The sequence below is a fragment of the Alteromonas sp. AWM4_230 genome (assembly GCF_056158305.1).
This window is the reverse complement of record NZ_JBSWTB010000001.1, coordinates 973803-988753: the sequence shown is the minus strand read 5'-3', so window position 1 is coordinate 988753 and position 14951 is coordinate 973803. Positions and strand designations below refer to the sequence as shown.

The 14951-nt window shown below is 44.6% G+C and carries 20 protein-coding genes; all 20 read right to left on the bottom strand.

Annotated elements, in window-relative coordinates; genetic code table 11:
- Positions 1–111: 111 nt before the first annotated feature.
- Entirely contained in the window at positions 112–513 is a 402-nt protein-coding gene (gene rplQ, locus ACXACS_RS04285; RefSeq protein WP_012519212.1) for a 50S ribosomal protein L17, read from the bottom strand.
- Between the two features lie 41 nt (positions 514–554).
- The gene (locus tag ACXACS_RS04280; RefSeq protein ID WP_039217818.1) at positions 555–1544 is read right to left on the bottom strand and encodes a DNA-directed RNA polymerase subunit alpha; all 990 of its coding nucleotides are present in this window, start codon (positions 1542–1544) and stop codon (positions 555–557) included.
- 19 nt (positions 1545–1563) lie between these two features.
- On the bottom strand, positions 1564–2184 hold the full coding sequence (gene rpsD, locus ACXACS_RS04275; RefSeq protein ID WP_012519214.1) for a 30S ribosomal protein S4: 621 nt from the start codon (positions 2182–2184) through the stop codon (positions 1564–1566).
- Positions 2185–2208: 24 nt separating this feature from the next.
- A complete protein-coding gene (gene rpsK, locus ACXACS_RS04270) occupies positions 2209–2601 on the bottom strand; it encodes a 30S ribosomal protein S11 (RefSeq protein ID WP_012519215.1) in 393 nt (130 codons plus the stop codon).
- Positions 2602–2615: 14 nt separating this feature from the next.
- A complete protein-coding gene (rpsM, locus tag ACXACS_RS04265; RefSeq protein WP_012519216.1) occupies positions 2616–2972 on the bottom strand; it encodes a 30S ribosomal protein S13 in 357 nt (118 codons plus the stop codon).
- A gap of 175 nt (positions 2973–3147) precedes the next feature.
- Positions 3148–3264 carry a 50S ribosomal protein L36 gene (gene rpmJ, locus ACXACS_RS04260; RefSeq protein WP_012519217.1) on the bottom strand — a complete coding sequence of 39 codons (117 nt, stop codon included), beginning with the start codon at positions 3262–3264 and terminating at the stop codon, positions 3148–3150.
- A 38-nt stretch (positions 3265–3302) separates the two neighbouring features.
- Entirely contained in the window at positions 3303–4622 is a 1320-nt protein-coding gene (gene secY, locus ACXACS_RS04255) for a preprotein translocase subunit SecY (protein WP_012519218.1), read from the bottom strand.
- 5 nt (positions 4623–4627) lie between these two features.
- Positions 4628–5062: a 50S ribosomal protein L15 gene (gene rplO / locus ACXACS_RS04250; protein ID WP_012519219.1), complete on the bottom strand. Its 435-nt coding sequence runs from the start codon at positions 5060–5062 to the stop codon at positions 4628–4630.
- A 3-nt stretch (positions 5063–5065) separates the two neighbouring features.
- Positions 5066–5245: a 50S ribosomal protein L30 gene (gene rpmD, locus ACXACS_RS04245; protein ID WP_012519220.1), complete on the bottom strand. Its 180-nt coding sequence runs from the start codon at positions 5243–5245 to the stop codon at positions 5066–5068.
- Between the two features lie 6 nt (positions 5246–5251).
- The gene (rpsE, locus tag ACXACS_RS04240; RefSeq protein ID WP_012519221.1) at positions 5252–5752 is read right to left on the bottom strand and encodes a 30S ribosomal protein S5; all 501 of its coding nucleotides are present in this window, start codon (positions 5750–5752) and stop codon (positions 5252–5254) included.
- 9 nt (positions 5753–5761) lie between these two features.
- The gene (rplR, locus tag ACXACS_RS04235; RefSeq protein WP_014950908.1) at positions 5762–6115 is read right to left on the bottom strand and encodes a 50S ribosomal protein L18; all 354 of its coding nucleotides are present in this window, start codon (positions 6113–6115) and stop codon (positions 5762–5764) included.
- A gap of 12 nt (positions 6116–6127) precedes the next feature.
- A complete protein-coding gene (gene rplF, locus ACXACS_RS04230; protein ID WP_334059908.1) occupies positions 6128–6661 on the bottom strand; it encodes a 50S ribosomal protein L6 in 534 nt (177 codons plus the stop codon).
- 13 nt (positions 6662–6674) lie between these two features.
- Positions 6675–7067, bottom strand: coding sequence for a 30S ribosomal protein S8 (gene rpsH / locus ACXACS_RS04225; RefSeq protein ID WP_012519224.1), 393 nt, complete (start codon positions 7065–7067; stop codon positions 6675–6677).
- A 13-nt stretch (positions 7068–7080) separates the two neighbouring features.
- Positions 7081–7386, bottom strand: a complete 306-nt coding sequence (gene rpsN / locus ACXACS_RS04220) for a 30S ribosomal protein S14 (protein WP_012519225.1) — start codon at positions 7384–7386, stop codon at positions 7081–7083.
- 12 nt (positions 7387–7398) lie between these two features.
- Positions 7399–7938, bottom strand: coding sequence for a 50S ribosomal protein L5 (gene rplE, locus ACXACS_RS04215; protein WP_012519226.1), 540 nt, complete (start codon positions 7936–7938; stop codon positions 7399–7401).
- Positions 7939–7955: 17 nt separating this feature from the next.
- Positions 7956–8270 (bottom strand): 50S ribosomal protein L24, encoded by a 315-nt coding sequence (rplX, locus tag ACXACS_RS04210; RefSeq protein WP_014950912.1) that lies wholly within the window; start codon positions 8268–8270, stop codon positions 7956–7958.
- A gap of 12 nt (positions 8271–8282) precedes the next feature.
- Positions 8283–8651 carry a 50S ribosomal protein L14 gene (rplN, locus tag ACXACS_RS04205; RefSeq protein ID WP_012519228.1) on the bottom strand — a complete coding sequence of 123 codons (369 nt, stop codon included), beginning with the start codon at positions 8649–8651 and terminating at the stop codon, positions 8283–8285.
- A gap of 220 nt (positions 8652–8871) precedes the next feature.
- The gene (locus tag ACXACS_RS04200) at positions 8872–10980 is read right to left on the bottom strand and encodes a GAF domain-containing hybrid sensor histidine kinase/response regulator (RefSeq protein WP_474804429.1); all 2109 of its coding nucleotides are present in this window, start codon (positions 10978–10980) and stop codon (positions 8872–8874) included.
- Between the two features lie 132 nt (positions 10981–11112).
- Positions 11113–12507 (bottom strand): DUF4397 domain-containing protein, encoded by a 1395-nt coding sequence (locus ACXACS_RS04195; protein ID WP_474804426.1) that lies wholly within the window; start codon positions 12505–12507, stop codon positions 11113–11115.
- 310 nt (positions 12508–12817) lie between these two features.
- Positions 12818–14506 carry a S8 family serine peptidase gene (locus ACXACS_RS04190; RefSeq protein ID WP_474804423.1) on the bottom strand — a complete coding sequence of 563 codons (1689 nt, stop codon included), beginning with the start codon at positions 14504–14506 and terminating at the stop codon, positions 12818–12820.
- Positions 14507–14951: the final 445 nt, after the last annotated feature.

Here is a 14951-nt window from a genome sequence, read left to right as displayed (position 1 = left end):
GATAAAAAACAATAATGGGGTCAGAGTTGCAACTCTGACCCCATTGTTCTTTGGGTACAAAAAAAGGGGCCTGAGTTTTCACTCAGGCCCCTTTTTCTAATCGAGTATTAATTACTCTTCAGTTGCTTCTACTGCTTCTTCTTCAGCTTCTACAACTGGACGGTCAACTAGCTCAACATATGCCATTGGGGCATTGTCGCCAGCACGGAAACCGCATTTAAGAATGCGAGTGTAACCGCCTGGACGAGCTTCGTAACGAGGACCAAGCTCGTTGAATAGTTTACCTACAACCTCTTTGTCACCAGTGCGGGCGAAAGCTAGACGGCGGTTTGCAACGCTGTCTTCTTTAGCCATAGTGATTAGAGGCTCGATTACGCGACGTAATTCTTTCGCTTTTGGTAACGTAGTTTTGATCACTTCGTGCTTGACCAAAGAACCGGCCATGTTTTTGAACATAGCTTGACGATGGCTGCTGTTGCGATTCAACTGACGACCACTCTTACGATGGCGCATAGTTTTATCCTTCTCTACAAATCAGTTTGATAAAAACCTGATTAATCTTTTTCAGCGATGCTCTCTGGCGGCCAGTTTTCTAGGCGCATACCTAGAGAAAGACCACGAGATGCTAGAACATCTTTGATTTCAGTTAGCGATTTCTTACCAAGGTTTGGCGTTTTAAGTAGCTCAACCTCAGTGCGCTGTACCAGGTCACCAATGTACTGGATAGCTTCTGCTTTCAAACAGTTTGCAGAACGTACTGTTAACTCTAGGTCATCTACTGGGCGAAGCAGAATCGGATCGAATTCTGGCTTCTCTTCTTTCGCTTCTGGCTCAGATACATCACGTAGGTCTACGAATGCATCTAGCTGTTCAGCTAAGATAGTAGCAGAACGGCGGATCGCTTCTTCAGGATCCAAAGTACCGTTCGTCTCCATGTCGATGATTAGTTTGTCTAGGTCTGTGCGTTGTTCAACACGTGCAGACTCTACACTGTAAGCAATACGTTCAACTGGGCTGTATGAAGCGTCAACTAACAAACGACCAATTGGACGATCATCTTCTTCAGAGGAGCGACGGGTAGAAGCTGGTACATAACCACGGCCCATTTCTACTTTAATGCGCATGCTGATTTCAGCTTCGCCAGTTAAAGTACAAATAACATGCTCAGGGTTTGCAATTTCTACGTCGCCATCATGCTGAATATCACCAGCAACAACAGGGCCAGCGCCAGATTTCACTAGAGTTAGGGTTGCCTCAGTTTTACCTTCAAGGCGAACCGCTAAACCTTTAAGGTTTAGCAAAATCTCAATTACGTCTTCCTGAACACCTTCTTTGGTGCTGTACTCGTGAAGAACGCCGTCAATTTCTACCTCGGTAACTGCACATCCTGGCATAGATGACAGTAAAATACGACGTAGGGCGTTACCTAGAGTGTGGCCAAAGCCGCGCTCTAGTGGTTCCAAAGTTACTTTGGCACGAGTAGGAGAAACGTTTTCGATCTCAACTAATCTCGGTTTTAGGAATTCAGTCACAGAACCCACAATGCTTCCTCTTTAGTTAGCTTTACTTAGAGTAAAGTTCGACGATCAACTGTTCGTTAATTTCCGCAGACAGGTCAGTTCTTTCAGGAACGCGCTTGAAAGTGCCTTCCATTTTGCTGCTGTCTACTTCAATCCAGGTTGGCTTCTCACGTTGGTCAGCCAGTTCCAAAGCAGCTACGATACGCGCTTGCTTTTTAGCCTTTTCACGAACAGAAACCACGTCTTCGGCAGAAACGTTAAACGATGGGATGTTCACAACTTGACCATTCACCATGATCGCCTTGTGGCTAACTAGCTGACGTGCTTCAGCACGAGTGCTAGCGAAACCCATACGGTAAACTACGTTATCAAGACGCTGTTCTAAAAGCTGTAGCAAGTTTTCACCTGTGTTGCCTTTTAGACGTGCAGCTTCTTTATAGTAGTTGCGGAATTGTTTTTCCAGAACGCCGTACATACGACGAACTTTTTGTTTTTCACGCAGCTGAACACCGTAGTCAGACAGACGGCCACGACGGGCACCGTGCTGACCAGGCGCTGTATCGATTTTACATTTAGAATCGATTGCGCGAACGCCGCTTTTTAGGAACAGGTCAGTTCCTTCGCGACGGCTAAGTTTGAGTTTAGGACCCAAATATCTTGCCATGATCTTTCTCCAACTGTCCGTCGATTAAACGCGACGTTTTTTCGGTGGACGACAACCGTTGTGAGGAATAGGGGTCACATCGGTAATGTTTGTGATCTTATAACCTGTAGCGTTAAGAGCACGGATCGCAGACTCACGGCCTGGACCTGGACCTTTAACGAATACTTCAAGGTTCTTAAGACCGTATTCTTGTGCAGCAACACCTGCACGCTCAGCAGCTACCTGTGCAGCAAATGGGGTAGATTTACGTGAACCACGGAAACCAGAACCACCAGATGTCGCCCATGCTAGTGCATTGCCTGAACGGTCTGTAATAGTCACAATTGTGTTGTTGAAAGACGCATGGATATGAGCCATTCCGTCTGCAACCTGACGTTTAGCGCGCTTACGCGTGCTACGAGCTGGTGCTTTAGCCATAACTTACTCCCCGTTTACTTCTTAATTGGCTTACGAGGACCTTTACGGGTACGCGCATTAGTTTTAGTGCGCTGACCACGTAGAGGCAAGCTACGACGGTGGCGAATACCACGGAAGCAACCCAGGTCCATCAAACGTTTGATGCTCATAGAGACTTCACGGCGTAGATCACCTTCAACGGTGAATTTAGCCACTTCGTCACGAAGCTTATCAATAGTAGCTTCGTCTAGCTCTTTGATTTTTGTATTTTCTGCAACACCAGCACCCGCACAAATGCTTTTCGCACGTGTGGGACCAACGCCATAGATCGCTTGGATAGCGATTACAGCATGCTTGTGCTCAGGAATGTTAATGCCAGCGATACGGGCCATTAACAGCACTCCTCTTGTTTATTTGTCGACGACCTAAAAAGCCCGATAGGATACTTACCCGTCGACTAAATTGCAAATTAAGGTTCAAAATACTTTTAAACAAAACTAGCAGAACCTGACAAGTATAATTCAGGTTCTGCTCACTTAGTCTTGCAAATATTCTGTTCCGCTTTGATTAGCCCTGACGCTGCTTATGCTTTGGGTCAGAACTGCAAATTACACGCACAACACCGTTGCGCTTGATAACTTTACAGTTACGGCAAATCTTTTTTACTGATGCACGAACTTTCATTACATCTTTCCCCTTTCTATCAATATTAAGGGGCTAACTTATCGGCCGTAGCCTTTAAGGTTAGCTTTCTTCAGCACAGACTCATATTGACTAGACATCAAATGTGTCTGTACTTGTGCCATAAAGTCCATGATAACCACTACAATAATTAGAAGCGACGTACCACCGAAGTAGAACGGAACATTCCAAGCGATTAGCATGAATTCAGGCACTAAACAAATAAAGGTTATGTACAGTGCGCCAGCCAGTGTAAGGCGAGTCATTACCTTGTCAATGTATCGTGACGTTTGCTCACCCGGGCGGATGCCTGGGATGAATGCGCCAGACTTCTTCAAGTTATCTGCTGTATCACGCGGGTTGAATACCAACGCCGTGTAGAAGAAGCAGAAGAAGATAATCGCAGCTGCGTATAACATCACGTACAGCGGTTGACCAGGAGATAGCATAAGCGCTACATCTTGCAACCACGCTGTTGATTCATTCTGTCCGAACCATCCTGCGATGGTACCCGGGAACAGAATAATGCTAGAAGCAAAGATTGGTGGAATTACACCAGCAATGTTGACTTTTAGCGGTAAATGGGTGCTTTGCGCAGCAAAAACCTGACGGCCTTGCTGACGTTTTGCGTAGTTTACCACAATTCTGCGCTGTCCGCGCTCTACAAATACAACTAGGTATGTAAGAGCTATAACAATTGCGCCAATCAACAGTAGGAACAACAAGTTAATGTCGCCCTGCCTTGCTTGTTCCGCAGTCTGACCTATCGCTGTTGGCAGACCGGCAACAATACCAGCAAAAATCAATATAGAGATACCGTTACCAATACCTCGTTCGGTAATTTGCTCACCTAACCACATAAGGAACATAGTTCCTGTGACTAGACTCACCACTGCCGTAAAGTAGAATCCGAAGCCAGGGTTTATCACCAATCCATTAATCAGGTTAGGCAAACCAGTCGAAATTCCAATAGATTGGAAGATAGCCAATACAAGCGTTAGATAACGCGTGTACTGACTAATTTTACGACGGCCTGCTTCGCCTTCTTTTTTAAGCTCCACCATCGGTGGGTGAACCACCGAGAGCAACTGCATGATAATGGATGCAGTAATGTATGGCATAATGCCCAAAGCCAGAACGGATGCACGCTCAAGCGCACCACCAGAGAACATGTTAAACATTTCTACAATGGTGCCTTTTTGTTGCTCGAACAAGTCAGCAAGTACCGCTGGATCGATGCCAGGGATAGGAACATAAGAACCTAGTCTGAATACAACAATCGCACCAAGTACGAACAACAATCTTGCCTTAAGCTCACTCAAGCCGCTTTTAGCGCCTGAATCCAATCCTGGTTTAGCCATCTAGCTTATTCCTCTACTTTACCGCCAGCAGCTTCAATCGCTTCTTTAGCGCCTTTAGTAACCTTTAACCCGCTTACTGTAACAGCGCGTGAAACTTCACCGCTCTTTACAACTTTAACGAACTGGATTTCTTTCTTAACAAGTCCAGCTGCTTTTAAAGTCTCAAGAGACGCAGTATCACCATCAACCTTCGCGATTTCAGCAAGAGTTACTTGATCAGTAACAAAGCTCTTGCGTGAAGTGAAACCGAACTTAGGAAGACGACGCTGGATAGGCATCTGACCACCTTCGAATCCTGGCTTAACACGGCCACCTGAACGGCTTTTTTGACCTTTGTGACCTACGCCACCTGTTTTACCAAGACCTGAGCCGATACCACGACCAGAACGCTTACCAGTAGGCTTTGAACCTTCGGCTGGAGAAATTGTATTTAAACGCATGTCTTACTCCTCCACTATCTCAACCATGTAATGTACACGGTTGATCATGCCACGAACGGCTGGGGTATCTTCCAGTTCACGAACATGGTTGATTTTACGAAGGCCTAAACCTTTAAGCGTAGCTTTGTGCTTTGGCAAGCGGCCAATTGCACTTTTAGTTTGCTTTACTTTAATCGTTGCCATGTCTGATTACCCCAAAATTTCTTCTACAGACAATCCACGCTTCGCAGCAACTTTCGCCGGGCTATTCATTTCTGTTAGCGCGTTGATTGTTGCACGTACAACGTTGATTGGGTTTGTAGAGCCGTAACATTTTGAAAGTACGTTTTGTACACCAGCTACTTCAAGTACTGCACGCATCGCACCACCGGCAATAATACCGGTACCTTCAGATGCTGGCTGCATGTAAACTTTAGAGCCAGAGTGACGACCTTTAATCGGGTGCTGTAACGTGTGACCGTTAAGGTCTACGTCAACCATGTTGCGACGTGCCTTTTCCATTGCTTTTTGGATTGCAGCAGGTACTTCACGTGCCTTACCGTAACCAAAACCAACGCGACCGTTACCGTCACCCACTACTGTCAATGCAGTGAAACTAAAGATACGACCACCTTTAACCACTTTAGAAACGCGGTTTACAGCGATCAATTTCTCTAGAAATTCACCATTTTGAACGTCTTGTTTAGCCATTATAAACTCCTAGAACTGAAGACCAGCTTCGCGAGCTGCATCAGCTAATGCTTTAACGCGACCGTGGTATTGGAAACCACTACGATCGAAAGCCACTGTTTTAATGCCTTTCTCAAGCGCGCGCTCTGCGATTGCTTTACCGACTACCGTCGCTGCTTCAGCGTTACCTGTAGACTTAAGATCTTTCGCAAGATCTTTCTCAACAGTTGAAGCCGCTGCCAACACTTCAGAACCGCAAGGAGCGATTAACTGAGCGTAGATGTGGCGAGGTGTACGGTTAACTACCAAGCGATGCGCGGCCAGTTCACGAATTTTTGCTCGTGCGCGAGTAGCGCGACGAATGCGAGCTGTTTTCTTATCCATCGTATCACCCACCTACTTTTTCTTAGCTTCTTTACGACGTACGTGTTCGTCAGCGTAACGTACACCTTTACCTTTGTAAGGCTCTGGTGGACGGTAACCACGAATGTTCGCCGCAACCTGACCAACCACCTGCTTATCGGCGCCTTTAACGACGATTTCAGTTTGGCTAGGAGTTTCAACCGTAATGCCTTCAGGCATTTCGTATACTACAGGGTGAGAGAAACCTAGTGTAAGGTTTAGCTTGGCACCTTGTGCTTGTGCACGGTAACCAACACCTAACAATGTAAGTTTTTTCTCGAAACCTTCTGAAACACCTTGAACCATTGCGTTTAGGATAGAGCGAGCAGTACCTGCTTGTGCCCAGCTGTCAGCGAAACCTTCACGTGGAAGTGCTTTAAGTTGGTTCTCTTCCTGTGCAACTTCTACAGCGTCGTTGAAAACGCGGGTCAAAGTGCCTTTACTACCTTTAACAGTAACTTCTTGACCAGAGATAGAAACTTCTACACCTGATACAACGTCTACTGGGGCTTTTGCTATACGTGACATTTCAACTCCTCCGTTATGCTACATAACCGATGATCTCACCGCCCATGCCAGCGTTACGCGCTGCACGGTCAGTCATCACACCTTTAGAAGTCGACACGATAGCTACGCCTAAACCACCCATAACTTTTGGAAGCTCATCTTTTTTCTTATAGATGCGCAGACCAGGACGGCTTACACGTTCGATAGTGTCAATTACTTGCTTGCCTTCGAAGTACTTAAGCGTAACTTCTAAAACAGGCTTAACGTCACCAGAAGCAGCGAAGTCAGTGATATAACCTTCAGCTTTCAATACTTCACAGATTGCAACGCGAAGTTTTGAAGAAGGCATAGTCACAGAAACTTTCTGTGCCATCTGGCCGTTACGGATGCGGGTAAACATATCCGCGATAGGATCTTGCATGCTCATTATCAGCTACTCCTTACCAGCTGGCTTTCTTAAGGCCAGGGACTTCACCGCGCATCGCTGCTTCGCGAAGCTTAATACGGCTAAGACCGAATTTGCGTAGGTAACCATGTGGACGACCAGTTACACGGCAACGGTTACGTTGACGTGAAGAACTAGAGTCACGTGGCAGTTGTTGTAGCTTCAGAACAGCGTCCCAACGCTCTTCTTCAGAAACGTTAACATCGCTGATAATCGCTTTAAGTGCGGCGCGCTTCTCAGCATACTTAGCCACTAGCTTAGTACGCTTCGCTTCGCGTGCCTTCATTGATTCTTTTGCCATAACCCTACACCCCTACTTTTTGAATGGGAAGTTAAACGCGTCCAGCAGAGCACGTGCTTCGTCATTAGTATTCGCACTGGTAGTGATAGTAATATCCATACCGCGAACCTTATCCACTTTATCGAAATCGATTTCAGGGAAAATGATTTGCTCACGCACGCCCATGCTGTAGTTACCACGTCCGTCGAATGATTTAGGATTCAAACCACGGAAATCGCGAACACGTGGAATAGCGATTGAAATCAAACGCTCTAGGAATTCCCACATACGCTCGCCGCGTAGGGTTACTTTACAGCCAATCGGATAACCTTCACGGATTTTAAAACCCGCTACTGATTTTCTAGCAACTGTAACAACAGGCTTCTGACCGGCGATAGCCGTCATGTCAGCTTGAGCATTCTCAAGTACCTTTTTGTCAGCAACTGCTTCACCTAAACCCATGTTTAGAGTGATTTTTTCAATCCGAGGGACTTGCATGACGCTTTTGTATCCGAACTGCTTAGCAAGTTCAGCTACTACTGTTTCTTTATAGAAATCATGCAGTTTCGCCATCGTACTCTCCAATATAATTAAACAAGTTCGCCGTTAGACTTGAAGAAACGTACTTTCTTCTCATCTTCGAAACGGAAACCAACGCGATCTGCTTTGCCCGTTGCCGGGTTAACAATCGCAACATTAGAAACGTGAATAGAAGCTTCTTTTTCAACGATGCCACCAGCTACGCCCAGTTGTGGGTTTGGCTTAGTGTGCTTCTTGACAAGATTAACGCCTTCTACAATTACACGGTTATCAGCAATAAGCACTTTAAGGACTTTGCCTTGTTTGCCTTTGTCTTTACCCGCTAATACGACTACTTCATCATCACGACGAATTTTATTAGCCATTATCGTGACTCCTTATAGTACCTCTGGGGCCAATGAGATGATTTTCATGAAGTTTTCACTTCTCAACTCACGGGTAACCGGGCCAAAGATACGCGTACCAATTGGTTGCTTGTTAGCATTAAGCATAACAGCCGCGTTACCGTCAAAACGAATGGTAGAACCATCTGCACGACGAACGCCTTTTCTAGTACGCACCACCACTGCATTCAGTACGTCACCTTTTTTAACTTTACCGCGAGGAATTGCTTCCTTAACAGTAACTTTGATGATGTCACCGATACCTGCATAACGGCGATGCGAGCCACCAAGAACCTTAATACACTGAACCCTGCGAGCGCCGCTGTTGTCTGCAACGTCCAGGTTAGTTTGCATTTGGATCATGTTAGTGCTCCGCTCTTAAATTAAGACTCTCCCGAGTCGTTAGTGCTGCTAAAAACAACTGGATATCGTTGCTTTTATGTACATACCCCCATAAAAAGGGCGCGAAATAATAACAGAAAACTTTAGGAAGTGATAGCGGTAAATTGAATTATTTTTAAACTATGTGAGCAATAAAAAAGCCCCGACTAAAAGTCGGGGCCGATAACCACGTCATAGGTTATCAAGCAGGATCTTTTAACGCCGAAACAGTGTTTACAAACTGCTTACTCATATGTCGAAAAACGCATTCTTTCAAGCGACTTACACCAACAGGTTTTGATATGAAGTCATCCATGCCAGATTTCAAGCATTTTTCTTTTTCTCCTGTCGAAACATTTGCCGTTAAGGCGATTATAGGAACTTCGGCGGTCTGTTGATTTATTAGCCTAATTTGTTTGGTTGCCTCTAAGCCGTCCATAACGGGCATATGGCAGTCCATAAATATTAGCGCATATGGTGACTTTTCAGCCATTGAACGCTTAACCTTTTCTAGGGCATCCTCACCGTTTACCGCTAAATCACTAACAAGACCTATCTCTTTCAACTGCTCTTTGATAACAAGCTGGTTTATCTCGTTATCTTCTACGACAAGCGCTTTAAACGCCCTCAGCTCTTCTTTACTTGGTATGTAAGTATCGTTCTGAGTAACTATTTTACTTGCAATAGCGCCTGCATTTGCATCATCTAACGTGAGCGTAACGGTAAAGCGAGCGCCAATACCCAACTCACTACTCACTTCAATTTTTCCGTTATAGTGTTCTACTATTCGTTTAACGATTGACAAGCCTAAACCTGTTCCACCAAAAAGTTTTTGTGTAGAACTGTCTGCTTGCATGAACGGCGTGAAGATTATTTTCTGCTGCTGAGCGCTGATACCAATACCTGTGTCAGTCACAATTAATTTAACCCGATAGCGCCCTTTACCGTAACGCACACACCTTGTCTCAACGGTTACTTCACCTTCTTTGGTAAACTTAAAAGCGTTGTTTACCAGGTTGATCAGTGCCTGCCCTAACCGCAACTTATCAGCAATAAAAGTTTGGCCTTTGAGCGCTGATGTATTTACGCTAAACGTTATCCCTTTTTCCTGTGCAAGACTTGTGAACATGGGTATCTGTTCTTCAATCGTTTCTTCAAAGTTAGTAGGCCCGTCTTCAAAGACTAGTTCCCCTTCGTCAATTTTTGAAAAGTCCAAGATGTCGTTCACAATGTTGAGGAGGGAATCTGCGCTTTGCGCAGCAAGGGAGGCTAATTCCATTTGTTTCGAATTTAATGGCGACGCCATTAGCGCTTCTAGCATCCCCTGAACGCCATGAATTGGCGTACGTATTTCCTGGCTCACATTAGCCAAAAATTCACCTCTCGCTTTGAGGGCGTTCTGCGCCAAGTCGCTTTTATGCTGTAGAACAGCCTTGTCTATCTGCATTTGCGTAATATCGACGGTAGCACCTACTACTCTTACGCACCTGCCGTTGTCCATTATGGGATGGGCTCTGCTTTCAATCCAACGCTTTTCACCTGCATCGGTTCGAATCTCTACTTTGTATAAGAAATCTTCCCCTGTTTGCATTGTTTGCTTAAATTTTTCAGCGTATTTTTTACGATGCTCCTCATCGACGATAAATTTCAGTATATCCTCGGCTACCATCACGCGATCACTGTGAACATGAAGCATGCGCTTTAGTGCACCCGACCAGATTATCGAGCCGCTTTCTACATCTAGTTCCCATGTTCCAACCCCAGCCAAATTTGTTACTTGTTTTAACAGGGAGTTTCGCTCCTCAAACATGACCTTTTGGGCATTCAGATTACTCATAGACTGCTGCCGTTCAAGTTCATTGCCAATCCAAGTGGCAAGCAGTAATAAGTAATCCGTTTCTAGTTCATTAAACGGTTCATTTCTTGAAGACAGCGAGGAAAAGTTTACCGTACCGTAGAACTCACCGAATACGCGAATAGGAGAAGCGAGGTAACTTTTTAGCGTGTATTTATCGAAACAAGGATGTGAAGCACCAGGTTGCACATCAATATTATGGTAGGCAATGACCGTGTCGGCCCTTGCAGCATCAGCACAATACGTATCGCAAAGGGAAAATTCAGCGCCTTTTGGTATGTCACCGTTGGGAGTGACAACGCTTAGCACGCTATACCGCTCTCCCTGAATATTACTTACGATCCCTGTTTCTAAACGAAGCGCTTCTGTACCGATACGCAACAAACTTTCTAACTTTTCATCTAATGACATAGCCTTATCATCAGATATAACTTGAAGATCTCGAATAATACTCATGAGGATTTTAGCCCTCCCAGACTGCAAATAAAAAAGGCCAATGTACTAACATTGACCTTTTAAACTTATGGGATATTTCACAAGATGAAAGTTTTCCGCATTATCAATTAGTATAATAAATAGACTAACTAATTAATAAAGCACGTTTATTTCATATCCTGTTGCGGTATCTGCTGGCTCTACAGTTACGATGTAGTTTTCCTCTTCAGTAAAACCATACAGAGACGTTCTATCTAGAAGCACTTGCTCTTCATTATCGTCCTCGTAAACCGCAATTACTTCGTAATAATCTGACGGCAGCACTTCGCTGGTGCTTTCAGCAAACTCCAGGTTCTGTATATCGTATTCTGCGGTATCAATGGTTTCATCGTTTCTTACTAAGTAAAAATCCACATCATCGAAGTCGCTGACTAAGTTGATAAAGTTAACGGTCTTGTCATATGCCTGCGGCAAACCACTTTCAACAAAGGTTGCTGCACCTAGTTGGTTGTTAGTGTTGTAGATAAGGATAGCTTTACTCTCACCTTGGTTAAGGGTGATTAGCTTATTGCTAAGCGATGTAACTGTACCTGATGGGTCAGTAACGGTTACGCGATAATCGCCATAGCGTATAGCACTAAATTCTGACATCTCACCCGCTGCTAGCGTAAAGCTTACGTCTTCTTCGTCTGTATTACCGCCAAAGGTAACATTTAGCTCGGCATCTAGATTGGTAGAGTTGTATATACGATACTGCGAATCAGCTTCAACGTCGGTCAACGCTGTTACTGTTGAAGAGTTTAATACCGTGTCGACCACAAGCCCTTCTTGAATAGCGCCGCTTACATCACGAAGGGTCATTAAATACTCAGTTTCGTAAACGAAATCTATCGTTTGCGATTCGAATACCACCTCATCGCTACCTGGCTCGGTAAGGTAAATTGTATATTCATCTTCATCAAAGTATTCGCTGTCGTCATCAGCATCCCAATAGTCAAACTCTATCATGTCACCAGTGGTCACGGTGCCAAGAAAATTAGCCGCTTCAAACGGATCGCCCGATTCACTCATGTAGAAATCATATGATGAATCATCTACGGCCACAGAGAGCGCAAACAAACGGAAATGGTCTTCTAGTGTTTCGCGCTCATAGGAATAGGTTGTGAAAGTCGGGTTGCTAAAATCACCACTCATCACAACAATGGTTTTATAGCCATTTTTTAAATCTACGGTAATTTCGTCAATGTAAACTTCTTGGTCATCTGAGTCAGTACGAATGAACTCAATTTCGTATTCGCCGTCATCCATCGAGTACATTGAGGTAGCATCACCAAATTGAGCTGAACCAAAGCTATCTCCATCAACCTCTCGCATTTCAACATTCGCGCCATTAGGTGATGCGTTATAAAACTGTATGTAAGCATAAGAGTAATCTGAGCTACTACTGTCTGAGCCACCACATGCGGTAAGCCCTAGTAGCGCTACAAGCCCCATTGCCGCTGCACGGAACCAAGTTCCCCTTAGCAAAGAGTGAGAGGTCAATTGCATAAATTGAATGTCCTTTGAAGTTGTTCTTTATTGGTTTAAGACTGCGTTAACGCAAGCAGGCACACGTAAAAAGTGCTTATATTGGCTCGCACAATACAGCGATATGGCTATCTGAGAAGGTCTTAGTTCAGAGCTTTACGCTATCTTTGCAAAGCTTACTTTTCTTTGTATAACTTGACAGTTCGCAACCAGCAGCAACTTTTTGCAGAAGCTCTCTCGACGGGGGATGTATTGATAAAATGCTGGTAGAAAAGAAACAAAAAAGCCTGCAAATGCAGGCTTTGAAAGTATCGTTTGTTTACTGCGTTAGTTATTCATACGAGTATGAAAGCGTCACACCGCTATATGATGAGTATGCGCGGATACCTATGTGCCAAGTACCCGATGCTGGCGCATCAAATGTACATACTTCGCTATTACCGTTTTGATAAGGGCGACAATCGTAGCTGTTCGTTTCTGGCTGTGAGCCAAACTTCACATAAAGGTCAGCATCACCTGAGCCACCAGAGGTACGAATGGTCATTTGCGATACACCTTCTGGGATAGTCCAAGTGTAGCGATCCCAGTTTCTGCGAGTGCCTGAAAGGCCTGTTAATTGACCTGATACTGGCTCTACGCCTGGCTCAGAGCCGCCACCACCACCCGTGCCGCTTCCATCACAGCCATTGGTGTTCAAGTAGTTATACGCATCAGCTAACTGCATCAAACCATAGCCATAAAAGTTGTCGCGTCCAGCACTGCCTTTGTCTTCGGCTGTTGCATTTAGCGCATTACGTATTTGATTGTTTGAACACTGCGGGAAGTAGCTCCACACCAATGCAGCACCACCTGCCACGTGTGGCGTAGCCATTGATGTGCCGCTTAAAGACGCGTAGGTATTAGTTGGGTAAGTAGATTGCACGGCACTTCCTGGCGCAGCAATTTCAACTTGGTCGTTATACTGGCTGTAGCTTGCGCGGTTTTCGTTTGAGTCTACCGCTGCAACCGACATTACTGCATCGTAAGAAGCAGGATAAGACTTTGCACTGTTACCATCGTTACCCGCAGCCGCTACCAATAACATTCCAGCATCAGTAAAGCTCTGCATAGCATTTCGTTCGGTAGTAGATGAACTGCCGCCACCTAAGCTCATGTTAACTACGTTTGAGCCCGCATCTTGACACTGAGTAATCGCATCAATTAGGTCAGACGCATAAGTCCATTGGCCATTATCGTTAAAGATTTTAACGATATGCATATCCACGCCAGGGTAAACACCAACAACACCTTCATTGTTATCATAGGCCGCAATGGTTCCCGCTACGTGAGTACCGTGACCGTTACCGTCGTTATACCAGTTACCAACAGCACTGTTGTTAGCTTGACCTGTAACGCCATCATTGGTTCCAGGCAGATCTGGGTGACCTAGGTTATAACCCGTATCGATAATACATACCTTGCGAGCTGTAGTATCTGACTGACCAAACTGATTTGCTTGTACCATGGTGTAGCCGTAAGGGGTAGTTTGCGCCATAGGCTTACGGCGAACATCTACTTCAATACTTTCTACATTAGGGTTTTTACGAAGCTTGTTTAGCGCAGACTTACTCATAGTAGCCGCCACCATTTTATGCTTCTTAAGCTCTTTCTTAATTGAACCTCCGGCTTTTCTAACTTCGGATTTAGCTGAAGCAATGCTGAAAGGCTTCTTGTTTTTCAGTTTAGTCTTAACCTTTGACTTGGCTTTGCTGCTGGTAAGCGTATCACTTGAACTGGCTACCTCTACCGTTTCACTTATCATTTCGTCTTTAAACTTAATGATGTAGCGTTCTTGGTCTACTGTAACAAGGCGGTCAACAGTTAGCCTTTTGCCTAGCGCTTGTTTAAGGGTTTGCGGTTTTTCTTTGACTTTTACCAGACCTTCGCCTGCTGCCATTGCAGAATTAGTCATTAAACCAAATGATACAGCTAGTGCAGCTGCTGTTAGACATGTGTGTTTCTTATTTAATTTTGAGTTCAAAACTTATTTCCTGTTGTATCTGTCTTATTAACTTCAGCACTGTTTTAACCCGTGCTTTTGAAGCTATTTGTTATTAAATGACATACAGGTATAACCATTACCTCATACGAAAAGCTCATCCATGACAACCGACGCAACAGCGTTGCAACGACCTACCCGTTTGTCAGGTTAATAGCTAACCAGCGATAAGCAGGTTAGCTACAGAGCTCATATTAGGCGGCTAATCAAAGAGTTGAGTATGTTGCCTTAACCCTGGTGAGTATTTTTTATACCTTTAAAAATACTAAAAAAAACACCACACTTGATGAAAAGCGCGCCAAATGCGTTCTACGAGCAAATTCATGTTAGGAATAAAATTTCATAATTAACATTTATTTTACAAATTCAAATGTAACAAAATATTAAAACTCTTATTATTTTCACTTAAAAATAAAAAGCGCGTGAC